The sequence below is a fragment of the Candidatus Sordicultor fermentans genome, assembly GCF_012728195.1.
Taxonomy (GTDB): Bacteria; Atribacterota; Atribacteria; order Atribacterales; family Caldatribacteriaceae; genus Sordicultor; species Sordicultor fermentans.
In genome coordinates, this window is sequence record NZ_JAAYFP010000107.1 from 40747 (window position 1) to 65528 (window position 24782).

General features: G+C 41.5%; 27 protein-coding genes. All 27 read right to left on the bottom strand.

Features of this window, described 5'->3' with window-relative positions:
- Positions 1-5: 5 nt before the first annotated feature.
- On the bottom strand, positions 6-257 hold the full coding sequence (rpsR, locus tag GXZ17_RS05205) for a 30S ribosomal protein S18 (RefSeq protein WP_409376226.1): 252 nt from the start codon (positions 255-257) through the stop codon (positions 6-8).
- On the bottom strand, positions 244-618 hold the full coding sequence (locus GXZ17_RS05210) for a single-stranded DNA-binding protein (RefSeq protein ID WP_409376227.1): 375 nt from the start codon (positions 616-618) through the stop codon (positions 244-246). The genes rpsR and GXZ17_RS05210 overlap by 14 nt, the downstream gene beginning before the upstream one ends.
- Positions 599-982, bottom strand: coding sequence for a 30S ribosomal protein S6 (gene rpsF / locus GXZ17_RS05215; protein WP_409376228.1), 384 nt, complete (start codon positions 980-982; stop codon positions 599-601). The genes GXZ17_RS05210 and rpsF overlap by 20 nt, the downstream gene beginning before the upstream one ends.
- Positions 983-1040: 58 nt before the next feature.
- Positions 1041-2297, bottom strand: a complete 1257-nt coding sequence (gene ahcY, locus GXZ17_RS05220; protein ID WP_409376229.1) for an adenosylhomocysteinase — start codon at positions 2295-2297, stop codon at positions 1041-1043.
- A 14-nt stretch (positions 2298-2311) separates the two neighbouring features.
- Positions 2312-3505: a methionine adenosyltransferase gene (metK, locus tag GXZ17_RS05225; RefSeq protein ID WP_409376230.1), complete on the bottom strand. Its 1194-nt coding sequence runs from the start codon at positions 3503-3505 to the stop codon at positions 2312-2314.
- A gap of 120 nt (positions 3506-3625) precedes the next feature.
- The gene (gene rsfS, locus GXZ17_RS05230) at positions 3626-3979 is read right to left on the bottom strand and encodes a ribosome silencing factor (RefSeq protein ID WP_409376231.1); all 354 of its coding nucleotides are present in this window, start codon (positions 3977-3979) and stop codon (positions 3626-3628) included.
- A complete protein-coding gene (locus GXZ17_RS05235) occupies positions 3954-4895 on the bottom strand; it encodes an LCP family protein (protein ID WP_409376232.1) in 942 nt (313 codons plus the stop codon). The genes rsfS and GXZ17_RS05235 overlap by 26 nt, the downstream gene beginning before the upstream one ends.
- Complete coding sequence (gene yqeK / locus GXZ17_RS05240; protein ID WP_409376233.1) at positions 4892-5449, bottom strand: bis(5'-nucleosyl)-tetraphosphatase (symmetrical) YqeK; 558 nt, start codon at positions 5447-5449, stop codon at positions 4892-4894. The genes GXZ17_RS05235 and yqeK overlap by 4 nt, the downstream gene beginning before the upstream one ends.
- On the bottom strand, positions 5430-5999 hold the full coding sequence (gene nadD / locus GXZ17_RS05245) for a nicotinate-nucleotide adenylyltransferase (RefSeq protein WP_409376234.1): 570 nt from the start codon (positions 5997-5999) through the stop codon (positions 5430-5432). The genes yqeK and nadD overlap by 20 nt, the downstream gene beginning before the upstream one ends.
- Before the next feature lie 24 nt (positions 6000-6023).
- Positions 6024-7274, bottom strand: coding sequence for a glutamate-5-semialdehyde dehydrogenase (locus GXZ17_RS05250; protein WP_409376235.1), 1251 nt, complete (start codon positions 7272-7274; stop codon positions 6024-6026).
- A 1-nt stretch (position 7275) separates the two neighbouring features.
- Positions 7276-8406: a glutamate 5-kinase gene (proB, locus tag GXZ17_RS05255; protein WP_409376236.1), complete on the bottom strand. Its 1131-nt coding sequence runs from the start codon at positions 8404-8406 to the stop codon at positions 7276-7278.
- On the bottom strand, positions 8399-9667 hold the full coding sequence (obgE, locus tag GXZ17_RS05260) for a GTPase ObgE (protein WP_409376237.1): 1269 nt from the start codon (positions 9665-9667) through the stop codon (positions 8399-8401). Before obgE ends, proB begins: the two co-directional genes overlap by 8 nt.
- A gap of 14 nt (positions 9668-9681) precedes the next feature.
- On the bottom strand, positions 9682-9942 hold the full coding sequence (gene rpmA, locus GXZ17_RS05265; protein WP_409376238.1) for a 50S ribosomal protein L27: 261 nt from the start codon (positions 9940-9942) through the stop codon (positions 9682-9684).
- A 4-nt stretch (positions 9943-9946) separates the two neighbouring features.
- Entirely contained in the window at positions 9947-10261 is a 315-nt protein-coding gene (gene rplU / locus GXZ17_RS05270) for a 50S ribosomal protein L21 (protein WP_409376239.1), read from the bottom strand.
- Positions 10262-10314: 53 nt separating this feature from the next.
- A complete protein-coding gene (locus GXZ17_RS05275) occupies positions 10315-11796 on the bottom strand; it encodes a ribonuclease E/G (RefSeq protein ID WP_409376240.1) in 1482 nt (493 codons plus the stop codon).
- Positions 11797-11812: 16 nt separating this feature from the next.
- Positions 11813-12382 carry a TIGR03936 family radical SAM-associated protein gene (locus GXZ17_RS05280; protein WP_409376241.1) on the bottom strand — a complete coding sequence of 190 codons (570 nt, stop codon included), beginning with the start codon at positions 12380-12382 and terminating at the stop codon, positions 11813-11815.
- A gap of 1 nt (position 12383) precedes the next feature.
- Positions 12384-14168, bottom strand: a complete 1785-nt coding sequence (locus GXZ17_RS05285) for a TIGR03960 family B12-binding radical SAM protein (RefSeq protein WP_409376242.1) — start codon at positions 14166-14168, stop codon at positions 12384-12386.
- A complete protein-coding gene (locus GXZ17_RS05290; protein ID WP_409376243.1) occupies positions 14159-15259 on the bottom strand; it encodes an FtsW/RodA/SpoVE family cell cycle protein in 1101 nt (366 codons plus the stop codon). Before GXZ17_RS05290 ends, GXZ17_RS05285 begins: the two co-directional genes overlap by 10 nt.
- Complete coding sequence (gene mrdA / locus GXZ17_RS05295; protein WP_409376244.1) at positions 15249-17003, bottom strand: penicillin-binding protein 2; 1755 nt, start codon at positions 17001-17003, stop codon at positions 15249-15251. The genes GXZ17_RS05290 and mrdA overlap by 11 nt, the downstream gene beginning before the upstream one ends.
- Complete coding sequence (locus tag GXZ17_RS05300; protein WP_409376245.1) at positions 16993-17481, bottom strand: hypothetical protein; 489 nt, start codon at positions 17479-17481, stop codon at positions 16993-16995. Before GXZ17_RS05300 ends, mrdA begins: the two co-directional genes overlap by 11 nt.
- Positions 17478-18293 (bottom strand): rod shape-determining protein MreC, encoded by an 816-nt coding sequence (gene mreC / locus GXZ17_RS05305; protein WP_409376246.1) that lies wholly within the window; start codon positions 18291-18293, stop codon positions 17478-17480. The genes GXZ17_RS05300 and mreC overlap by 4 nt, the downstream gene beginning before the upstream one ends.
- A 2-nt stretch (positions 18294-18295) precedes the next feature.
- Entirely contained in the window at positions 18296-19279 is a 984-nt protein-coding gene (locus GXZ17_RS05310) for an FAD:protein FMN transferase (RefSeq protein ID WP_409376247.1), read from the bottom strand.
- Positions 19245-20246 (bottom strand): AmmeMemoRadiSam system radical SAM enzyme, encoded by a 1002-nt coding sequence (amrS, locus tag GXZ17_RS05315; RefSeq protein WP_409376248.1) that lies wholly within the window; start codon positions 20244-20246, stop codon positions 19245-19247. Before amrS ends, GXZ17_RS05310 begins: the two co-directional genes overlap by 35 nt.
- Complete coding sequence (gene amrA / locus GXZ17_RS05320) at positions 20243-20806, bottom strand: AmmeMemoRadiSam system protein A (RefSeq protein ID WP_409376249.1); 564 nt, start codon at positions 20804-20806, stop codon at positions 20243-20245. The genes amrS and amrA overlap by 4 nt, the downstream gene beginning before the upstream one ends.
- A complete protein-coding gene (locus GXZ17_RS05325) occupies positions 20769-21215 on the bottom strand; it encodes a hypothetical protein (RefSeq protein ID WP_409376250.1) in 447 nt (148 codons plus the stop codon). Before GXZ17_RS05325 ends, amrA begins: the two co-directional genes overlap by 38 nt.
- Before the next feature lie 145 nt (positions 21216-21360).
- Entirely contained in the window at positions 21361-23127 is a 1767-nt protein-coding gene (locus GXZ17_RS05330; protein ID WP_409376251.1) for an NADH-dependent [FeFe] hydrogenase, group A6, read from the bottom strand.
- Between the two features lie 19 nt (positions 23128-23146).
- Positions 23147-24781: an NADH-quinone oxidoreductase subunit NuoF gene (nuoF, locus tag GXZ17_RS05335; protein ID WP_409376252.1), complete on the bottom strand. Its 1635-nt coding sequence runs from the start codon at positions 24779-24781 to the stop codon at positions 23147-23149.
- Position 24782 lies beyond the last annotated feature (1 nt).

Below are 24782 nucleotides of genomic sequence, written 5' to 3' on the forward strand. Positions count from 1 at the left end.
CAATCCTAATCTACTGCATAAGGCAAAAGAGCAAGCTCTCTCGCTCTTTTTATAGCCCGAGCAACTTTCCGCTGATGTTTAGCGCAAGTGCCCGTAACTCGACGAGGAACAATCTTGCCTCTTTCACTTAAAAACCTCTGAAGAAAATCAGCGTTCTTATAATCTATTTTTGCCTTACCCAAACAAAACATGCAAGGTCTCCTTTTCCTACGAAAGAATTTCTTCCGTCCCGAGTATTCATCTCTATCTACTGCCATTTTCAGTTACCTCCTCTCTTTTTCTATTCTTCGGATATGATAAAAGTTTCACCTCTGAAGCTACAATTTCATAAGCTTTTCTTTTTTTACCCTCTGAGCTTTCATAAGCTCTTACCTGAATCCTTCCTTCTACAAAAACCCAGTCTCCTCTTTTTAGATTTTCCCCGCAGAAAAGAGCTAGGTCTCGCCAAGCTATTATGTTGAGATAATCTATCCATTCTTTTTCTTCTTCAGAGGAAAAAGTTCGGTATACTGCCAGCGAAAAATTAACCACTGGTATACCGGATGGAACATAGCGCACTACTGGACTGTGAGGTAAAAACCCGATTAAAAAAACTCGATTAAGACTGAGATGAGACATCACCAGCCGCGTCTTCGCTCACTGCCTCTTCTGAAATCTCCTCTTCCGGAGAAGAAGATGAAGAAACAGAAGTTTCCTCTTTTTCATCTTCTTTAACCAAAAGATGGCGGATAACTTCCTCGTTTAAACCCATCCATCTTTTGAGTTCCGCCACTTCTGAAGGGGGAAACTTAAAATTGAAGAATACATAATAACCTTCCTGATATTTTTGAATAGGGTAAGCAAGCTTTCTTCTTCCCCACAAATCTACTTTTACCACCTCGCCTCTCTCTTCGATAAAATTCTTCAGTTTTTCTACTGCTGAATTTACTTCTTCCTCAGAAAGAGTAGGTCGGAGTATCACTCCCAGTTCGTAATTATTCATGTTCATTCCTCCCTCTGGACTTTTTTTGGTTTCACTTTTGGTGAAACAGGGAAATTTATTAAGTACCTTCTTGCCAGGAAGAAAGATATTCCCTCTGGCGAGAAGTCAATTTTTCAATTTCTAAACCGAGGGATTGAAGCTTCAGGGAAGCTATCTCCCGGTCTATCTCTTCAGGAACTCGATAAACTTTTTTCTCGAGATGAGAAGCATTTTCCTTTAAATATTTTACTGACAGAGCCTGATTGGCAAAACTCATATCCATAACTGTAGGAGGGTGCCCTTCCGCACAGGTCAGATTGACTAGACGTCCCTCTCCCAGAAGATATACTTTTTTTCCATTACCCAAAGTGTATTCCTCCACTAAAGGACGTACTTCTCTTTTGTTTACACTTATTTCTTCCAGCTCTTTCACATCAATCTCCACATTAAAATGACCAGCATTAGCTAAAATAGCTCCATCTGGAAGAGATAAGAAATGTTCTCCTCGAATAACTGAAGTATTTCCGGTAGCAGTGATAAAAACTTCTCCCCAGGAAGCAGCTTTTTTCATAGATAATACATCATTACCATCCATCAACGCTTCCAGTGCTCTTACAGGATCCACTTCTACCACTGCTACTCGAGCTCCCATGCCTTTAGCTCGAGCAGCAATTCCCCTCCCACACCATCCATAACCTGCTACCACCACTTTTTTACCAGCTAATAAAATGTGAGTAGCTCGTAAAATAGCTTCGATAGTGCTTTGCCCTGTTCCATAGCGATTATCAAAAAGGTGCTTGGTGAGAGCATCATTTACAGCAATAACCGGGTAACCCAGTTCTCCATTTTTCTCCAGACTCCTCAGTCGAATAACTCCGGTGGTTGTCTCTTCTGTCCCACCTTTAACTTCAGAAAGAAGATCTCTTTTGTGAACATGTACAAAGGAAACCAGGTCTGCCCCATCATCCATCGTAATATGAGGTTTGAATTCCAGTACTTTTTGAATATGTTGATAATAAGTATCGTGATCTTCTCCTCTAATGGCAAAAACAGAAATACCATAATCCTTTACCAGGGAAGCTGCTACTTCATCCTGGGTACTTAAAGGATTAGAAGCACAGAGTCGCACTTCTGCGCCTCCTGCCTGTAAAGCTCTCACTAAAACTGCAGTTTCAGCGGTAACATGGAGACAGGCAGCTATTCTTAAGTTCTGAAGAGGCAAAACATCTTTCCATGAAGAAGCAATGTTGGTAACCACCGGCATCTCTCGTTCTGTCCACTCTATTTTCTTTTTTCCCTCACTGGCTAAATCTAAATCAGCTACTTCAAATTCCATACTCCCTCCTCCTCTCATAATCCCGCTTTTTCTTTTAAAACATCGGCTTTATCAGTTTTTTCCCAGCTGAAGTCAGGGTCATTACGTCCAAAATGACCATAGGCAGCAGTCTTTTTGTAAATAGGTCGCCGAAGTTTAAGATTTTTAATTATAGCTCCAGGGCGGAGATCAAAAACCTCCTTCACCAGGCGAAGAATTTCATCATCAGGAATTTTCCCCGTTCCTTTAGTATCTATGCTCATAGAAACTGGACGAGCCACACCTATAGCATAAGCTAACTGGAATTCACACCTATCAGCTAAACCGGCAGCTACCACATTTTTAGCTACATAACGAGCGGCATAACTACCAGAACGGTCTACTTTAGTGGGATCCTTACCAGAGAAACATCCTCCTCCGTGTTTGCTAATGCCTCCATAGGTGTCAACAATTATCTTCCTTCCCGTAAGACCAGTATCCCCCTGTGGTCCCCCAATAACAAACCTACCTGTCGGGTTAACTAAAACCTGGGTTTTATCGTCTCTATAAGAAGAAGGAACCCCTGGATTTATTACTTCTCTCAATATGTCTTCCCGCAAAGTATCTAAAGAAATGTCAGGATGATGTTGAGCAGAAACCACTATATTATCAATCCTTACTGGTTTATCATTCACATAATCCACAGTAACCTGTGTTTTCCCATCAGGTCTTAAGTAAGAAAGAACTCCCTTTTTTCTTACTTCTGCCAGGCGAAAAGCCAGGCGGTGAGCCAGAACAATGGGAAAAGGCATAAGTTCCGGAGTTTCATTACAAGCATAACCATACATCATACCCTGGTCTCCAGCACCTAAAGAAAGCTCTTCATCCTCTACTTCTTCTCCCATTTTCACTTCCAGCGAACGATTAACTCCCAGAGCAATATCTGGAGACTGCTCATCTATAGCAGTTAAAACTGCACAGGTTTCAAAGTCAAAACCATATTTAGCCCGGGTATAACCTATATCTCTTACTGTGCTTCGAGCAACATGAGGAATATCTACATAAGAACTGGTGCTGACTTGACCGGCAATTAAAATTAAGCCCGTAGCTACCAGCGTTTCTACTGCTACTCTTCCCTGGGGGTCTTGAGCTAATATAGCATCCAGGATGGCATCAGAAACCTGATCCGAGATTTTATCTGGATGACCTTCAGTAACTGATTCAGAAGTAATTTGATATCTCTTCTCCAATATAATGTTACCTCCCTTCCATCGCCAGAAAAGATTTTATTAATTTAATTCCTCTTCTAGAGAATTAGTTCGTTTAAAACCAAACTTTTACATTAAACCACAATAGAGAAAGAAATTCAATCAATCTTTAATTTCCTCCAAAAGATTTAAACCTTCTTTTTCTGAATAAAGAAGGGGAGCTCTATGCCACAATCTTTCCAGTTGATAAAATAACCGTTCTCCTTCTCGAAAAATATGAATCATTAAATCACCATAGTCAATGAGAATCCATTCTCCCTCCTCCATCCCTTCGAGGTGAGAAGGCCGCAATTGACACTCTTCCATCTCTTTCAGGACTTCCTCCGCCACTGCTTTAGTCTGAATAGCAGAAGAACCGCTGCAAATGAGCCAGTAATCGGAAAAAGGGAATAATCCCCGTAAATCAAGAATAACGAGATCGAAGGCTTTTTTACTCTCCGCCGCTCTCTTGGCCAATACTATCTTCTCTTGAATTCTCAATATCCTCCCTCCGAGCAAAGAAAAATTTCTGAACTATCTCTCGAGAAGTCTCGAGATCTGGTTCCCAATAGCTTACTCCATTTACATATATTGACTCCCCAGGCATCGTTTCCATTTTTATTATTCGCTCATTCAATCCTTGAAACCACATAATCAACTGTTTGAGATAATCACCAGTCAAATTAGTAGTCAGGGCTCCCCGGGTACTTTCTATTAATTGAGGAAGCCGAGCCAGCAAAAGAGGATCGTTGTCTACCTTAGAGAGAAGAGCCTGTAGAAATTCTTGTTGCCTTTTGATTCTTCCAATGTCTCCCAGAGGGTCATACCTGAAGCGCACGTACTGTAACGCTTTTTCCCCATCGAGCAATTGTTCCCCTGCGGGAATGTCTATATAAAGATCTTGAGCTCTGTCTACATATTTAAGAGGTTTTTCCACTTCTATCTCTACTCCCCCCAGAGCATCGATAACTTTTTCAAACCCTTCATAATCTACCTCCACAAAATAGGGAATTTTTATCCCTAGAGCGCTCTCCAAGGTTTGACGGAGAAGCCCTATCCCCCCTTGAGCATAAGAATGATTGACTTTATCATATCCCCTTCCGGGTACCAAAAGACGAGAATCCCGAGGAATAGAGAAAAGAAGGATTTCATCTATCTGGGAATTAATACCCACTAAAATTATAGTATCACTCCTCCGGGGCTCAATACTATCCTGTCCCACTACTAAAATGAAAGCATTTTCTGGTTCACTATAACCCATCACTTCCTTTATTACCGTCCAGCGCAGAGGTATCCTGAATCCCAGAAGAGTAGATAAAAAAAGAAGAAAAAGTCCTAAAAAAAAGCCCAAGATAATATAAAAGATTTTCCAGCCTTTTTTATTAGTTTTCATTTTATTTTATTCCAGGCCTTCCAGGTAGCGGAATAAATTGGAAAATTATGAGCAAGGAGAAAAAATAATTTATCCTTCAAAACCCGCCGGTAAGCCTCCTCCCAGTCTTTTTCTGCTATCTTTCTTATCAAATTTGCTTCAGGAAATTCTCGACCAGGTTCACAAAAATCAGAAATAAATAAAATTTTATCAAACCTGGACATCATATCACAGGACGTAGCATGCCAGCGTATGGCATGCCAGATTTTATAGTCTTTAATTCCAAATTCCCTATCTACTATCGCAGGCCCGGCTAAAGCATGAAAAATAGCGGGAATAGAATAAACCTCCTCTCCCAGATAAGAAGGTAAAAGAGGAATCAATTCCTGATAGGGTAAATCTCGAGCACAATCATGTAAAAGACCGGCAATGTATAGCTTGCTCTCCTCTTCTCCCCAGCGGGAAGCTAAACGTTGAGCTTCTTCTGCTACTCGCAAACAGTGATAAAATCGGGCCTCGGTAAGCATATTCTTTAAAGTAAAAATTATTTGATCTTTAATTTCTATATAATCCATTTTTGTAAATATAATTCTCTACTGTTTCTGGTACTAGATACTTGATTGATTCGCCTCTTTTTACTCTCCATCGTATCTCAGAAGAAGAAATAGCTAAAGCAGAGACCTCGATAGTTTTTACCCTTCCTTGGTATTTCTTCTCCACCCCTAACAATCGGTAACCCGGACGAGAAGCAGCTACAAAAGTACAGAGTTCCAGCAATTCTTCCGGATTATTCCAGCTGGAAATCTGAGAAAAAGCGTCAGCTCCGGTTATAAAAAAAATCTCTGTTTTCTCTCCCCATAAATCTTTAAAGTAACGAACTGTATCTATGGAATAAGAAGGACCAGGTCTCTCTATCTCAGCCCGAGAAACTTGAAAATAAGGATTGGTAACAGTAGCTAAAACAACCATAAGGTAGCGATGCTCGGGGTCACTCACTTCTTGCCCTATTTTGTGAGGAGGACGAGCAGAAGGAACGAAAACTACTTCATCTAAGTCAAAGTAGTCTCTCACTTCCTCTGCAGTAACCAAATGGCCGTGATGGATAGGATCAAAAGTTCCTCCCATAATTCCTTTTTTATCCGTAGAATATCACTCCCGTATTTGTCCTGTTCCCCAAACCATATATTTAACAGTAGTAAGCTCTCTCAAGCCCATAGGGCCTCGAGCATGGAGCTTTTGATTGCTTATACCAATTTCTGCTCCCATTCCAAATTCTCCTCCATCGGTAAAACGAGTAGAGGCATTGACGTAAACCGCCGCAGCATCCACCTCTTCCAGAAACTTTCTTGCTACCGTATAATCCTGAGTCACGATGGCTTCTGAGTGATGAGAACCATAGCTATTTATGTGTTTTATAGCTTCCTCTATGCCTCCCACCACTTTAACTGCCAAAATTAAATCCAGGTATTCTGCATACCAGTCTTCTTCCGTTGCTAATTTAACTTCTTTCACTAATTCTCTCGTTTTTTCACACCCTCTTATTTCTACTTCTCTTTCCTCCAGAGCATGAATCATCCGGGGAAGAAATTGAGGAGCAATTTTATTATCCACTAAAAGAGTTTCGCAGGCATTGCAAACACTGGGACGCTGGGTTTTAGCATTAATAACTATTTTTTCTGCCATTTCCCAATCAGCACTCCCATCCACATAGACATGGCAATTTCCTACCCCTGTTTCTATTACTGGAACTTGAGAATTTTCTACCACCAATTTTATTAAATCAGCTCCTCCCCGGGGAATAATCACATCTATATAATCCCGGAGAGTTAAAAGTTCTTGCACTTCTTCATGGCTCTTACACTCCAGCAAATTAACCACATCAGGCGGAAAACCACATTGAGATAAAGTCTCTTTGGTTTTACCCACCAAAACTTGATTGGAATGAATGGCTGAGCTACTACCTCGAAGAAGAAGAGCGTTACCCGATTTTATACCCAGACCCACGCTATCTATCGTTACATTAGGACGAGCCTCATAAATAATAGCTAACACACCCAAGGGCACCCTCATTTTGGTGATCAAAAGGCCATTGGGTCTTTTAGAGCCTTCTATCACTTCCCCCACCGGATCAGGAAAGTTAGCTACTTCCCGCAGACCTGAAGCCATGGCTTTTATGCGGGAATAAGACAGTTCCAGACGATCCAGAAGCGAAGGCTTCATCCCCATGTCTTTAGCCCTTTCTAAATCTTTTCTATTTTCCTCTTTTATCTCTTCTTCATCTCTTTCTAAATTATCAGCCAGCTGTAAAAGAAACTGATCTTTATGGAAAGAAGAAATATTAGCAAGAAAATAGGAAGCCTCTTTAGTTTTCCGGGCAACATCTTTCAAGTTTTTTTCCATATCACTCTCCTCCCAGAAGTACTAAGTTATCAGTATGAACCACTTCTTCATCAAAATCTTTCCCTCCTAAAACTTCCCTCACTTCATCAGTATGCAAGCCTAATATTTTTTTTAGCTCCTCCGAAGAATAATTAGTTATTCCTCTTCCCACCAATTCTCGAGAGGGACCTAAAATTTCTACGCAATCTCCCAGATCAAAGTTTCCTTCTACTGCAATCACTCCAGCAGGAAGGAGACTCTTCTGATCTAAAATAGCCTTTTTAGCTCCTTTGTCTATCAAAACACTACCCCGGGGTATCATGGCAAAAGCAATCCACCTTTTCTTTCCCGGAAGATGCTTTTCTTCGGGCCAGAAGAAAGTGCCCCGTTTTTTTCCTTCTCCAATCTCTTGCAGAACCGAGAAATCTTTACCCGAAGCGATTATCACTCCTATCCCGGAAAGAGTGGCCATTCGAGCAGCTATTATTTTACTCTTCATCCCCCCGGTAGAAAAGTAATTACCTTCTCCCCCGGCCATTTCTTCTATCTCCAGATCGATCTTTTTTACTTCCTCCACTAACGAGGCCTGAGACGAAAGACGAGGGTCAGCAGTAAAGAGGCCTTCTACATCAGAGAGAATAACCAAAAGGTCTGCACCTATTAAGGAAGCCACCAGAGCTGAAAGACGATCGTTGTCGCCAAACTTGATTTCTGCTACCGCCACCGAGTCGTTTTCATTAACCACAGGAAGAACTCCCAAATGGAGAAGGGCTTCAAAAGTATTACGGGCATTCAGGTATTTAACTCGATTATGAGTGTCCTCAGGTGCCAGAAGTATCTGAGCTACCTGTATCCCCAATGGGGAGAAAGCTTCGCGGTAAGCTTGCATCAAAACGCTTTGTCCGATGGCTGACATAGCTTGTTTAAACGGAATGCCTCCTCGCTTTTTAGTAAAACCCATAACGCTCATCCCGCAGGCTACTGCTCCAGAGGAAACCAGAATAACTTTTTTCCCTTTTTCTTTTAAGCGGGCTATATTATGAGCTAATTCTCTGACTTTATCTAATTGTAAAGCACCCCCATCCACAAGAAGCGAGGACCCCACTTTTACTACTATCAAATTGCTATTTTTTTGAAACTCTTCTCTATTCATCAGCTAAAAACTTCAACCTTTTCTCCTTCCAAACTAACTTTCTTTCTCCCACTTCTATTACACTTGAGGATTTTAAAGATAATAAATAACGCTTAAACCCGGACTTTTCTAATTCCCGATTTAAAAACTCCTCTTCCTCTCCGGGGTAAAGGTCTGCCTCCTGAAGCAGCTTCTCCAAATAGGTGGAAGAAAAACGATAAATCGTTGGAGAAATATCTTTTTCTTTTATTTCCGCCTTTGCTACTATTGCCTCCCCTTTCCCTCTCTCCTCTTTTAATATTTCTCTTATTCGCTCGAGAAGCTCAACCACTCCTTCCCCCGAGAGAGCTGATATTCCCCATCCCTCTATTCTCTCTCTTTCTATGGTTTTTTTAAAGCTATCCCAATTTTCTCGAGCTCCGGGAAGGTCTAACTTGTTAGCCACTACAAGAAAAGGTTTCTCCTCAAGAAGAGAATTATATTTTCTTAACTCCTCCCGTAAAATCCTTAAATCTTCCCGGGGATTAGTTCCCGAAAAAGAAGAAGATAAATCAATTACATATAAAAGGAGATATGCCCTCTCTAAATGGCGAAGAAATTCACTCCCTAATCCCTTTCCCTCGCTTGCTCCCTCTACAATTGCCGGGATATCCAGCAAAACAAATTTTTCTTCACCTTCGCCCACTGTCCCTAAAAATGGTTCCCGGGTAGAGAAAGGATAAGGAGCTACGGGAGACTTCGCTTTGCTCATTCGGGAAAGGAGAGTGGATTTACCAGCATTAGGCAATCCCACTAAACCCACATCGGCAAACAACTTTAATTCCAGGCGAAGCTCTCGCTCCTCCCCCTCTTCTCCTTTTTGCGCCATTCGAGGAGTCCGATTATCGGGAGAAGCAAAAGAAACGTTCCCTTTCCCTCCTCTTCCTCCTCGGGCAACCATTACTTCCATTCCCGGATAAAGAAGGTCGGCAATTAATTCTCCTGTCTGGTTATCAAAAACCTGCGTTCCTCGGGGAACCTCAATCACTAAATCTTCGCCTTTTCTACCTTCTTGCTTTCTACCCTTACCTCCTTCTCCAGAAGGAGCCTGGTATAAAGGAGAAAAAGCTAAACCCCGGAGAGTCTCTCTGTGAGAAGAGGCACGGAGAAAAACTCTTCCTCCTTCTCCTCCTTTTCCGCCATCTGGCCCGCCCCGAGGAATATATTTCTCCCGCCGAAAGCTAATCGCTCCGTCTCCTCCCCTGCCTCCCTGCACCCTGATAACAACTCTATCTACAAACAATTACTCTCCTCGCCTTAACTCATACTTTCAGAAAAAACGGAGACCTGCTTTCTATTTTTCCTATCCTCAAAAACCACATATCCATCACAGAGAGCAAAAAGAGTATCGTCTTTACCTCTACCTACATTAACTCCAGGATGAATTCTAGTGCCTCGCTGGCGAACAATAATCCCCCCGGCTTTAACGAATTGTCCGCCATAAACCTTTACTCCCAAACGTTTGGAATTACTATCTCTACCATTACGCGCGCTTCCTCCCGCTTTTTTACGAGCCATAGTTTCACTCCCCTTCTATTTTTTCAATACGCACCAAAGTAATAGGCTGACGATGACCGGTTTTTTTCCGATAATTCACCTTAGGTTTATATTTAAACACCACTACCTTTTTATCCTTGCCTCTTCTAAGAACTTTTCCGGTTACTCTTGCTCCTTCTACGTAAGGCTTTCCCACTTCCAGTGCATCATCTTTTTTCCACATAAGCACTCGATCAAAAACCACCTCTTCCTCTTCCTGTGGCAACCAGCTATCCAGCTTAATTATACTTCCTTCTTGCACCTTGTACTGTTTTCCCTGCGCCTCAATAATAGCAAACATGATCCTCACCTCCAGAGAACGATAAAGAATTTACCATAGAAATTGGAATTTAGTCAAATAACCTTCTCCATTTTTTCCCGAATCTCTTCACTGCCAACCCCGATGATGTTATACCGGCGAGGAGCAAGAGATGGGTCTATTTTCCACAGTATTTCCTTACCGTATAATTTTTTTAAATTGTCCAGAAACTTTTGCCCCTCTTCCTGGAGATACTCTCCCAATTCCTCTCCTACTGAAAATGCCAGTGTAGAAGAAGAGGTATTGCTGCATATTTCCTCCAGCTTTCGCAAAAAATTAACTGCTATAGTTTCCAGAGACAATATTCTTCCCTCTCCCTCGCAGAAAGAACAAGGCTCTCGTAAAAAGGAATCTATCTCTTTTCTCAATCTTTTTCTGGTCATTTCTACCAGACCCAATTCACTCATCTCTACCACTGTGCAGCGGCTTCTATCCTTCAAGAGGGCTTCCTCTAATTTTCTCACCACCTGTCGGCGGTGTTCCTTTTTTTCCATATCAATAAAATCAACGAGAATTATACCTCCTATATCTCGCAATCTCACCTGACGGGCAATTTCTTCTGCCGCCTCCATATTGGTCTTAAAAATGGTCTCTTGCAAGTTTCCCTTTCCCACAAACTTACCAGTGTTTACATCCACAACGGTCATAGCTTCAGCTCGATCAAAAACTAAATATCCTCCACTTTTCAACCAAACTCTCCGGCTTAAAGCCTTCTCTATTTCTCGATTAAGCCCGAAGTGCTCAAATATATTCTCCCGACCTTCAAAAAGCTTAACCCGGTTGCTCAAAGAGGGAGCGATGGAATCCACAAAGTCCTTTATCTTCTGGTAACCAAAAAAAGAATTAATCCAGACACTCTCCACTTCTTCATCCAGCACATCCCGAACCAAAGTATAGACGAGACTGGCTTCTTCATAAAGAGCACAGGGCGCAGACATAATTTCAGCTTTTTTTAAAATTCTATCCCACAGTCGAAGCAGACTATCTATATCCTCTTTCAGCTTTTCAGGACTTATCCCCTCTGCCGCTGTCCGTGCTATTATGCCTACATCCACCGGTCTCAACCTTTCTAATGCTTTTTTCAATCTTTCTCGCTCTTCTGCTGACCCTATTCGATGGGAAATCCCTACCGTATCTATACCGGGCATCAAAACCACGTATCTCCCAGGTAAAGAAATTTTAGTGCTTATCCGCGCTCCTTTAGTTCCCATAGGTTCTTTGGTCACTTGCACTACTATTTCTTCGCCAGAGCGTACCAGCTCTTCAACCTTCTGCGCTTTATTCTTATCATCCAGAAGCATATCGCCAACGAAAAGAAAAGCATTCTTATCCAAACCAATATTCACAAAAGCTGATTGAATGCCGGGAAGAACATTTTCTACTACTCCCTTGAAGATATTGCCAACCAAGCGAGATTGAGTGGCTCGATCGAAAAAAAATTCAACTACTTTTCCCTCCTCTAAGAGAGCTGCTCTTGTTTCTATCTCCGACATATCAATTACGATTTCTTTCTTCAATTATTCAACCTCCGTTCTACCATAAAACCTCTTCTTTAACTATCTTTACAGGGCTTTCACCCCATTCTTTTCTTAGTATTTCTGCCCATTTCGCGGGGCTATATAATATCTTTTCTTCTTTAAAAAGGAATAATACCACAAATAATTCCCCAACCACTTCTCTTTTTTCTTCTTCTATCCCCATCTCCGGGCTCAACCCTGCTTTCTCCTCTATTGATTGAGAAAAATAATAGGAGTAACGCACTCCCTTCGTAGACCGGCTAATAGAAGGGAAAGATAGAGGAAGAATATCTGCTTCCTCGGCTTTTAGTTCAGAAAGCACTTCTCTATTCAAAATCATTAACATCTCCTCCGGAGATAGTTCTCGATAGAGAAAAACATCCCAGTATTCTGCCCTGCTCTCTACCCCTAAGGGCAGCGCCGGACCAAAAGAAAGAAGAGGGCGAGGATTAAAGCCTTGAGAATAAGCAACTGGAAGCCCTGCCCGGCGGAAAGCTCTACTCCATAGACGACTCAAATCTAACTGAGAAATAAAATGGAAAGGAGCTATTTTTTGATGTTTCACTCGATAGCGAAATTTATCCATATCAGCAAACTCCACAATTATAGCAATTCTTTCCTTCCTGACAGGGAGGAGTTATTTTTTCTTCTTGAGATAACTGATATTCTTTCCATAGAAAATCTTTACTCACTCCCGGGGAAAGATGTTCCCACGGGAAAATTTCTTCTCTATCTCGTTCCCGGTGAGTATAAAAATCTAAATCCAATCCTTCCTCTTCAAACCCTTCTTGCCACCGCCGGAGAGAAAAAAACTCTCTCCAGTTGTCCATCACACCGCCTTTTCGATACACCCGTTCGATAACCGAAGAAATTCGCCGGTCTCCCCGGCTCAGCGCTCCCTCTACCAGATTCACCTCGAAATCTGACCAATTATAACGAACTCGGCGACCCAGAGGGCGTAAAAGAGAATGAAGAATAGCCATTTTTTCCTCCAGAGATTTTATCTCCTCCTGTTTTGTCCATTGAAAAGGAGTATGAGATTTAGGAATAAAGGCAGAGATACCGAGATGCACTCCTTTTTTCTTTCCCCGACCTAAAATCTCTTTTACTAAATTAGCGATATCTCTTATGTCCTCTTCCCTTTCTCCGGGAAGACCAATCATGAAATAGAGTTTTACTTCCCTCCATCCCGAAGAAAAAGTTTTTTCTACCGTTTGAAAAATGTCCTCATCAGTCAAGCCTTTATTAATAACTCGCCGCAGTCTTTCGCTACCCGCTTCAGGAGCGAAGGTTAAGCCACTGCGACGTACCTCTTGCAAAGACTGAGCTACTTCCACGGAAAAAGCATCCATTCGCAGCGAGGGAAGAGAAACATTTACTTTAGACTCTTTTAATCTAAAAGACAAATCTCTAACCAGATATTCAATAGCTGAATAGTCAGTACTGCTCAAAGAAAGGAGAGAAACTTCTTCATATCCGGTGCTTTTTACCAGTTTTTCTGCTAATTCTATCACCTTCTCAGGGGAACGCTCCCGGTGAGGACGATAAATCATTCCCGCCTGGCAGAAACGGCATCCCCGAGTGCAACCTCGAGCTATTTCCAGAGGAATCCGGTCATGGACAATATTAAGATAAGGAACTATGATTTTTTGAGGATAAGGAGCGCCATCAAGATTTTTCACCCATCTTTTTCTCACCACTCGGGAAGGAGAAATATTTTTTATTTTTCCATCAGGATGATAAGAAACTGAATAAAGGAGGGGAACATAACAACCCTCTATTTTAGCTAACTCTGACAAAACATCGCTTCGCTTCTCACCCTTCATAACCCTTAATATTTCCACTATTTCCACTATCGCTTCTTCTCCTTCTCCAAGCAAAAAGACATCAAAAAAAGGAGATACAGGTTCAGGGTTAAAAGCACAAGGTCCTCCTCCTAAAATTAGAGGAAATTCTTCTCCTCGTTCTTCACTCCGCAGAGGTATGCCAGCCAGATCCAGAAGATATAAAACATTAGTATAATTCAATTCATGTTGCAAGCTTATCCCTACCGCGTCAAAGTTACGAAGAGGAATTTTGTTTTCTAAAGAGTAAAGAGGAATGTTTTTTTCTTTCATCATTTTTCCCATATCCGGCCAGGGAGCAAAAGCTCTCTCTGCCCTGACTCCAGGAAGAGAATTGAGAATATAGTAAAGGATTTTCAGTCCCAGGTGAGACATTCCTATCTCATAAAGGTCGGGAAAAGCTAAAGCCACAGATATTTCAACATCTTCCTTTTTTTTCAGACTTATATTCCATTCTCTCCCTATATAGCGTGCCGGTTTACTAATAGAGAGCATTTCCTGCCGTGATAGGGTTTTTTCTAAATCCACAATTTCCAGCTTTCCTTACCTCCACTTTTACTAATATTATAAACCAGACCAGCCGAGGCTAAATTTACCACCAGCGAGCTTCCTCCATAGCTTATAAAAGGCAGAGCAATGCCGGTAACTGGCATAACTCCCAGGTTTATACCTATATTCACTGTCCACTGAAAAATAAGGCTTATTCCCAGAAGAGAAGCTAAAATCTTTCCTTCTAAATTAGGAGAGCGGAGAGCTACAACCAGAAAAAGATAGGATAGGAGCCCCAGTAAAAATATTATTACCATTCCTCCTAAAAATCCCAGTTGTTCACACCAGGAAGCAAAAATGAAATCAGTGTGCCGGGCAGGCAAGAAATACAGTTGACTCTGAGTGCCAGAAAGCCAGCCTTGCCCGGTAAAACCCCCTGCTCCAATGGCAATTTGTGACTGTAAAATATGGTATCCGCTACCTAAAGGGTCTCTCCCTGGATCAATAAAAGAGAGCAACCTATCTTTTTGGTAATCCTCCAAGAAAACCCAGGAAAGAGGTAAAAGCCCCCCTCCTATTCCTCCTATTACTGCCCATTTCTTAGCACTAAAACCACAAACAAACAACGCTCCTAACCAGATAACCAGTAAAACCAGAGAAGACCCTAAATCCGGCTCCTCAAAAATAAGCACCAGAGGGATAAAAGAAAGTATTCCACTTTTAATGAGAAGCGGCCAGAAGTCAAAGCTTTCCCTCTGCTCAGAAAAATAATGAGCCAGAAATAAAGCCAGGGCGACTTTCGCTCCTTCTGAAGGTTGTACCGATTGAGAAAAAAGCCACCGACGAGAACCTGTTTCATCGCCTTCTCCAAAAATTAGAACTGCTCCCAGAGATAAAACCATTAAAAAATACCAGAGCCATCCTCTTTTTACCAATTGATAGTAGTCTATCTGACTGAAGAAGAGAAAGGCTACCCAGCCAATTAAGTTCCAGATAATTTGTCTACTAAATAAGCTTTCTCCCCATCCCTCTCCTCGCAAGGGGTCAACACTATATACTGCCAATACCCCAATGAGGGAAAGAGCAATAAGAACTAAAACCATGGCTTTATCTTCCACTTTATTTTCCACTTTTTCCTCCTCGATTTTCTTCCCACCATTCAATCAATTTCCTAGCCGTTTGTGCCGCCTCACCACTTCCATCTCCTCCATGTTCTATCAATACTAAAAAAGCTACTTGAGGATGAGAAGAAGGAAAAAACCCCGAAAACCAGGAATGATCCTCTCCTTGAGGATTTTGAGCCGTACCGGTTTTCGCTGCCAGTTTAACCGGTAAACCTCGGCAAACCCGGCCGGTTCCACTATTCACCACTTTTTCCATCCCTCGGATGAGAGACTCCCAGGTCTCATTTCTCAACTCTATTCTATCCTGTAAAACCGGAGCAACCTCTCTAACTACTTCCCTTTTACTATTTAGCACTTTTTTAAGTACATGAGGCTTGTAAACTTCTCCTCGGGTAGCAATGCTACTTACCACTCGATACATTTCGAGAGGAGTGACCAAAAGATACCCCTGTCCGATGGACAAATTAATAGTATCACCAGGATACCACATCTCTTTAAGCTGTCTTTTCTTCCATTCTGGAGTAGGCAAAAAACCGTTCTTCTCTCCTGGTAAATCTATGCCCGAAGGTTGACCCACTCCCAGCTTGTTAGCCCAGTTTATAATTTTGTCCGGTCCCAGTTCCAAGCCCAGGGTATAAAAAGTAACGTTACAAGACTGGGCAATAGCCTCTTCTATACCAACAGACCCGTGCCCTCCTCTTCTCCAGCAAGGGTACCGCCATTCATTATAATCTAGAAAACCAGGGCAAAAAATTTTCCGATTTCTGCCTGTTAGTCCCTCTTCTAAAGCTCCAGTAACTATCACTAATTTAAAAAGAGAGCCAGGAGGATAGAGAGCCTGAAGAGGGCGATTAGTAAGAGGTCTGTCTTTATTTTGAGATAAAGTATTCCATTCCTCAGCGCTCATCCCCCAGCTTAAGAGCTGAGGGTCAAAACTCGGTTTACTTACCAAAGCAAAAAGCTCTCCCGTATAGGGGTCTCCTACTATGATCACTCCATTTTTATTACTCAGCAAATCATAACTATATTCCTGAAGCTCTCTATCTAAAGTCAATACTACCGAATTTTTAAAGTAAGGAGGTCTATAATCCAGAACTCCTACTACCTTTCCTAAAGCGTTGACTTCTATTCTTCGGTATCCTTTTTCTCCTCGAAGAAGAGATTCATATTCCAGCTCTACTCCTGTCTTTCCTATTCTGTCTTCCATCTCATAGCCTTCAGAGCGCAGCATTTTAAACTCCTCGGCATTTATCTTTCCTACGTAACCCACTGCATGGGCAAATGGTTCACCACAAGGATAATGACGAACCGGATAACTTTCCACTATCACTCCAGGCAATTCATTCTGGGCCTCCTCTATTTTAACCACCTCTTCCATGCTCAGTTGGTCAACCAAGATTATTTCTCCTACTGCTCTTTCCGGAAAAGGGGGAGAAAGCTCTCTTCCTAAAATTCTTTCCACTCTTTTTTCTATTTCTTCCACTTCTACTCCTCCTTTTTCAAAAATCAAGCGGAAGCGAGGGACATCTTCAGCTAATACTTGATTATTGCGATCATAAATGCTACCTCTAATGGGAGGAAGAGAAAAAATTCTTACTCGGTTTTGTTCTGATTTTTGTTTGTACCAATCCCCTTGCAAAACACTGAGATACCAAAATCGAAAAGATAAAAGTATGAGTATAATTAAAAACAAGCGAGAAAGATAAGTAATTCTCTGGTTCACCCGCTCCTGTATTTCGTCATTCCACATACTCTAAACCTCGGCGTGTTTCTCTTTTTTGCCACCAGTAAAACAAAAAAATATTAAGAGGAATGCTCAGCAATTTAGCTCCCAAAAGAGGAAGAAAGGGCAAAGTTGTTTCTCCCAGAGCAGCCACTACCCATTCCAAGCCCAATTCTAAAAGAGGAAGGCAGAAGAAAATAACTGAAAGAGAGACAAAGCTGGTAGAAAAAAACTTCACCCACAAATAAGTAAAAAGAGCAAGGCTCGACAAAATAAAAAGATATGCTCCCCAGGGGGAAAAAAGTAAAAGGTCAGAAGTTATTCCTAAAAGCAAAATAAGGAGAAAATCCAGAGTACTTTCTTTTCCCTCCCAAAACAAAGAAACCATCAAAAAAGAAAAAATATGCAAATGGCTAAGAGGAAACCAAAGATACACCAGAAAGGAAGAACTTATCCACTCCCATAAAAGGGGGAGAAAAAAAAAGACACCAATTTTCTCAATCATTCCAATTTCTCAGAGAGAGCTTTAATTACAAAAACCTTGTCCAATAGAGAAAAATCACAACTGGGTTCTACTATTACATCCTTGAAAAGACTGCCATCATCCTCCCCTATCTGAGACACTCTTCCCACAACAACTCCTCGAGGAGTATTTTCTCCCCAACCCGAGGTTATAACTATATCTCCTTCTCTAAGGTCGGAAGTTCGATAAATATATTTCATGATGCACAAACCTTCTCCGTTTCCAGTAACTACCCCTAAATCCCGGGTTCTTTGAACCAAGACTCCTACCGATAGAGAAGGGCTTAAAAGAAGTCTTACCACTGAATGATGGGGGTAAGCTTCCTCTATTTTGCCCACCATACCCTGGTAGGTAACTACTACCAACCCCTCACCCACTCCTTCTTCTTTTCCTTGATCAATAATGGCTTTACCCCACCAATCGTAAGGGTCACGTCCTATCACCTGAGCCGGTATCACCTCAAAAGGTAGCTTTTCTTCCATTGCCCCAGCTTCTATTTTTATTTTCAATTCCTCTATCCTCTCCTGTAATAAAATGTTATCAGCTCTAAGTTTCTCTAACTCTTCTTTGAGCTTCTGATTTTCTTCTCTCAGAGATTTTTGGTCCTGGAAAAATTTCCCCCATCCCCAAAAAATATCTTTTATCCACTCACTCCCTCGATAAAGAGGAAGAAAAAAAGAGTGGAGATTCTCTATTTTATTATCCTCAGCTCGAACTGCCCAGATTAAAATCTGAGATGATATCACCACTAATACTATCAGTATCAAAAGTTTTTGGTTTCTGTTTCCATTCATTTTCACTCAGTAAAAAAAACTTTCTCCATAGAAGGAGAAAGATAAACATTACCTCCCTCTTCTACCGCTAAAATTTTTATCTCCGGAAAATTTTTCTCTACCACTACTAGGGCCTCTCTTCCTCCTGCCATAATAACAGTGGAGAGAATATCAGCAAGAGTTGCCTTTTTGCTAACCACTGTCACACTCCAAAAGTCTCTTCCCGGATAACCGGTGAAAGGATTTAAAATATGATGATAACGCACACCTTCTTCCTCAAAAAACCGATAATAATCTCCAGAGGTAGATACTGCCTCATCCTTAATTATAATATAGCCCAGAAGTTTTTCCTCACGAGGATGACGGACTCCTGCTTTAATTTCTTTTCCCAGGGCAAAAATTTCTCCTCCTGCATTGATTAATGCTTGAGAAACTCTCTCCTTCTGCAGCAGAGAAACTATTTCATCTATCAGGTAACCTTTAGCTATACCACCTAAATCTATCTGGCCTTCTCCTTCAATAAATACTCTTTTACTTTCTTTCTCCAGATGCAGTTTGCTCTTTCCTATTTTATCCACTGTTTCTTCTATTTCTTCTTTTCCAGGAATAGAAGGTTGCCCAGGGAAACCCCACAAATCCAAAAGAGGAGCAATCAAGATATTGAAAAACCCCTGAGTTTCTTCTCCTCCCTTTTGTGCTTCTTCTAATATTCGAAAGGTATCCTCATCCACTGAAAGAGGAAAGGAAGAGTGGTTTATTTTAAAAACCATACTCCGAGGAGAAAAACGATTCCAGAGTTGATCCAGATGAGTAACTAAAGAAGAAATCCGGGGGAAAAGAAGAGCACTATCCTGAGGAAGTTCCACTTCTATCCAGGTATCAAAACCAAAAAAAGTTTTCTTTTCCTCTTTATCTCGAAAGGAAAATCCCGAGAACAAAAAAATAAAAAACAAAAAAACTAACAATATTTTTTTATGTTTCATGGTAAAAGGGCAAAGAAGAACCACAAAAGCGACAACGATTTCCCAAAAGCCCTGAGGTGTCTACTTGATATCCTCTCCTTATCACCACCTCCCTTCTACAGGTGGGACAAAAAGTAATATTTCCTTTTCCTCCTCCTATATTACCCAGATAAACAAAAGGTAACCTCTCCCGAGCAAAATGGTAAACTTCCTCTAAAAAAGAAACCGGAGTGGGAGGATTATCAAGTTTGTAAGTTGGAAAGTAGCGGGAAAAATGCAGAGGAATACTGGGATTCAAATCATAAATCCAGCTCACCAGCTTTTCAATTAGATCCCAGCGATCATTTAAGCCCGGGATTATTAAATTGGTTATCTCCACATGAGTGCCCTCTCGAACAGAAATTTCAATGGTCTTCAAAACAGGCTGAAGAGTTCCTCCACAGTAACGGCGATAAAAATCATCATCCATAGATTTGAGGTCCACATTCATAGCATCTATCCAGGGTAACAACTCTCGGAGAGGTTCTTCTTCCACATAACCATTGGTAACCAGCACATTTTTAAGTCCTTCTTTTCGTATCAGCTGAGCTGTATCATAAACAAATTCCCACCAGATGAAAGGCTCGTTATAAGTATAAGATAAACCTATAGAACCATCTCTTTGAGCCCGGCGAGCTAAATCTTCCGGACTTATCTCTCGTAAAGAGAAATTATCCGGGTTAGTTTGAGAAATCGACCAGTTCTGACAAAAAGAACAATGAAGATTACACCCCACACTCCCTACTGAGAAAATGTTTCTTCCAGGATAAAAATGATAGAGGGGCTTTTTTTCTACAGGGTCTAAGGCGAAGGAAGAGATTTTCCCATAAGTCTGAGCATACAATACTCCCCCATCATTTTTTCTCACCCGGCAAGTTCCATTTCTCCCTTCAGCAATTATGCACCGGTGAGGACAGAGAAAGCATTGTACTCTTTTATTTTCTAAGTCAGTGAAAAAGCGAGCTACTTTCAATCTTCTTCCTCATACCTATCCACGGTAAAGCGATAAATAGTAAATTTCTCTTGAGGGGAAATTCCTGCTTTAGCCAGAGCAATACGAATTTGCTCATCTACGGTATCTACTCCCTCAATGTCGGGAAGCAATAACCCCCTTTTCCAACCTTTTTCCACGATAACTCCATATTTTTTAGGGTCTAATTCTTCTAAACTATTCACTTCTTCGGGATAAGATAAAATATCTACCGACACACTTACAAAAGGCAACTCCTCCTCCTGAAGAGGGGGAAAGCGGGGGTCTTGAGTGGCAGCGCTAACTGCGTTATGAATTATTTCTTGTGCTATATTTTCATATCTGGGAATATAAGTGCCAATACAGCCCCGTAATCTTCCTTTCTTTTTCAAAGAAACAAAAACCCCTCGCTTCTCACTGATAAGATAAGAAGGAAGCCCGAGGGGAAGAGGGAGATATTTCCCTTCTTTCAGATAATATTCTATAGCTCTACGGGCCAAAGAAGGAATAACTTTTCTTAATTCACTATTTTCTTCCATTTTTTTCACTCTTTTTCTGATCAAGATAACGTCTTCCTATCACCACTGCCTGCCAATCATCGAAAGGCGCATCGGGATAGAGAAAAGAAAGGGGAACAATCTTTCTCCAACCCCGAGGGGGATGAGCCCGAAAATACAATTTTCGGGCTTCTTCAGAGCTATTACGCTCATCTACCAAAGCAAACGCGAGACCCATTTTTCTCAAGATCTCCAGAATTTTCTCTTTACCAGTGCTGTCTCCCACTACTATTTGAGAATATCCATACTGCTTCTTGAGAATCTGAATTTCTTCCTCTACTTCTTCTTCCGTTAATATCTTCCGAAACCAGACCTCTCCTTGCGATGAGAGAACCGCCACCCCTACTTTTTCTTTTCCCGGGTCGATGGAGAGAATCACCTCTTCTTCGGAATTGTAGTTAACTGCAAAAATCATATTAATAACACCCTTTTTAGTTAATAATGGGGGATTCCCCTATACTGAGTAAGATTCTTTTCCTTCCTCAGTAGTATTCAAATTTTTTAAGTTTCTTGCCTTTCCTCCTTTCGAGGGTTATAAGGGGTGCTGCCCCTTTATAGTTCTACATTTTCTCCCGAGGAAGATAATGGGTATGTAGCAATTGATGGGCTTTTTCTCCATTGGGCTCACCCAGAAATTCCTCATACAATTGTTTTATTGCCGGGTTTTCATGAGACTTTCGCAGAGAAAGATTTTTATCTACCTGGTAGATAGCCTCAATTCTCTTCATTCTAATATCCAGATCGGTGGGTATAGGTTGCCCTCCTCCACCGATGCATCCCCCCGGACAGGCCATGATCTCAATAAAATGGTATTTGGAGTTTCCTTCCTTAATTTGGTCCAAAATTTTACGGGCATTACCTAAGCTGTGAGCTACGGCTACACCTACCTCTAAACCATCAATATTAACTGTAGCTTCCTTCACTCCTTCCATTCCCCGTACATCATAGAAATCCAGACTCTCTAAAGTTTTACCACTAACTATTTCATAAACTGAGCGAAGAGCAGCTTCCATCACTCCTCCTGTAGCACCAAAAACCGCTGCTGCCCCGGTAGAAATACCCAGGGGGTCATCAAATTCTTCTTCCGGCATCTCTCTTAAATCGATACCTTTTTCTTTAAGCATTCGGGCTGCTTCTCGAGTGGTGAGAGAATAATCTACATCCTGACAACCACTGGATTTCATCTCTTCCCGCTGACATTCAAATTTTTTAGCCGTACAGGGCATAATGGAAACCACTACCATATCCTGAGGATCTATTCCTAATTTCTGAGCATAGTAAGTTTTAGCTACTGCTCCAAACATTTGCTGCGGAGATTTACAGGTAGAAACATTCTCCATTAGCTCAGGATAAAAATGCTCCATAAACTTTATCCATCCTGGACTGCAAGAAGTTATGAGAGGTAATTTCCCTCCCTTTTGCAAACGATTGATAAATTCCGTCCCCTCTTCAATAATGGTGAGGTCGGCAGCAAAATTAGTATCAAACACCCGGTCAAATCCCAATCTCCGGAATGCTGCTACCATTTTACCAGTAGTCACTGTTCCCGGGGGTAAACCAAAAGGTTCCCCAATACTTACTCTTATAGCTGGAGCAGTTTGCAAGATTACAAATTTTTCTGGATCTTCTAAGGCTTCCCATACCATTTCCACATGAGAAACTTCAGAAAGTGCTCCTGTGGGACAGGCCAGAATACACTGTCCACAGTTAACACATACGCTCTCTCCTAAGGGAAGCCCCAGCGAAGGACTGACTAAACTATCAAATCCTCGATTAGCAAAATCGATGGCAAAAACTGCCTGTATTTCCTGGCAAGCTCTGATACAGCGACCACACAGGATGCAGCGGTTAGCATCTCTCTTAATTGAAGGGCTGCTTCTATCCACCTCGTAAGTCTTTTTCTCTCCAGGAAAGCGGATTTCTCGCACACCAAACTGATAGGATAAATCCTGTAACTCGCAAGAACCATTGCGGTCACACAATTGACAATCCAGAGGATGATTAGAAAGCAAAAGCTCGAGATTAGTTTTACGAGCTTCTCTCACTTTTTTAGAGGAAGTTTTGATTTTCATACCTTCTCGCACGTCAGTAACACAGGAGGCCACAAGATTAGGTTGTCCCTCTACTTCCACCATGCAGATTCGACATCCTCCCCAGGGAGTTAATCCCTCAAAATAACAAAGGGTGGGAATTTTTATACCTTCCATATTGCAAGCTTCTAAGATACTAACCCCTTCTGGTACCTTCACTTCTCTCCCATCTAAATAAATAGTAACCAACTTTTTTTGACCCGTTCCTTCTTTCATTTCCTCTACTATTTTAGCCATGGGCTCTTCAACTCCTTATTCAAATCAAAATTTTAGTTTTAGTTTTCATAGAACAAGTATCCACAGGACACCTTTTCTCTTCCAGGTGAGCTCTAAATTCCTCCTCAAAAAAACTTAAAGAGCGCAAAAGAGGATTAGGAGCAGCCTGTCCTAAACCACAAAAAGATGTACTTTTTATATGTTCTCCCATATAGCGTAGATTTTCAAGATCGGAGGGTTCTCCTCTGCCTTCACTTATTCTATTTAGAATTTCCACTATCCTCTTAGTCCCCACCCGGCAGGGAGTACATTTCCCGCACGATTCATAAAGAAAAAACTCCATAAAATTTCTAACCACATCTACGATACAGTGAGTATCATCTATTACCGTAAGTGCTCCCGACCCTAAAGCCGAATCGTAACGGGAAAGAGTATCAAAAGCCATCGGAACATCTAAAAGGTCAGGAGTCATAGTACCACCTGAGGGACCACCAGTTTGAACTAATTTCAGGTTATGACCCCCCCGGATACCTCCTCCCACCTCAAAAATCAGTTCCCTTAAGGTAATACCCATAGGAACTTCGATTAAGCCCAGATTGTTTACATTACCAGTCAAGGTAAAAACTTTAGTACCTGTACAGGTGGGAGTTCCAATAGACCGAAACCAATCTGCGCCCTGTAATATGATAGGAGGAATATTGGCCAGAGTTTCCACATTGTTAATTACTGTTGGTTTCCCCCATAATCCCTCTTGAGCAGGATAAGGAGGCTTGTTTCGAGGTATTCCTCTTTTCCCCTCAATGGACTCTAAAAGAGCAGTCTCTTCTCCACATATGTAGGCTCCTGCCCCTTTACGAATACGCACTTCAAAACTAAAGGAGGAACCCAATATATTTTCCCCTAACAAACCATATTCTCGGGCTTGCTCAATGGCTATTCTCAAATGGTTAATACTCTGGGGATATTCTCCTCGCACATAGATGTAACCCTCTCCAGCTCCTACTGCATAACCGGCAATAGCCATGGCCTCAATTATGGAATGAGGGTCACCTTCTAAAATAAGTCGGTCTTTAAAAGTTCCTGGCTCTCCCTCATCAGCATTGCATACTATATATTTTTCCACTCCTTCTGCATTTTTAGTAAACTCCCACTTTAAGCCCGTAGGGAAACCTGCTCCGCCTCGACCCAGAAGACCTGACTTTTTAACTTCTGCTATTACTTCCTCAGGAGTCATCTCAGTCAAAACTCGAGAGAGAGCTAAATATCCGTCACGAGCGATATATTCTTCAATGTTAGTGGGATCAATCTGACCGCTATTGCGTAAAACCACCCTTTTTTCTTTAGTCAGTGGAAAATAAGGTAAAAAAACACCAATTTCTCTCCGTTCTGAAGGAGAGAAAATCAAATCTCCCACTGGTCTTCCTTTCCAGAAATGCTCTTCTACAATCCTTTTTACATCGCTCACTGTAACCGGAGCATAAACGATGTTATCAGGGTAAACCACCACAAAAGGAGAGGGAAGGGCTGCCCCAAGGCTACCAGTTTCCAGAACTTTAATTTCTTTATCTAAACCTAACCTTTCAATTTCTCTCTCCAGTCTCTCTTTAATTTGAGCTGCTCCCCGAACCAGAGAATTACTGGTCATCTCCACTAAAACATGACTGCGATAAAACATA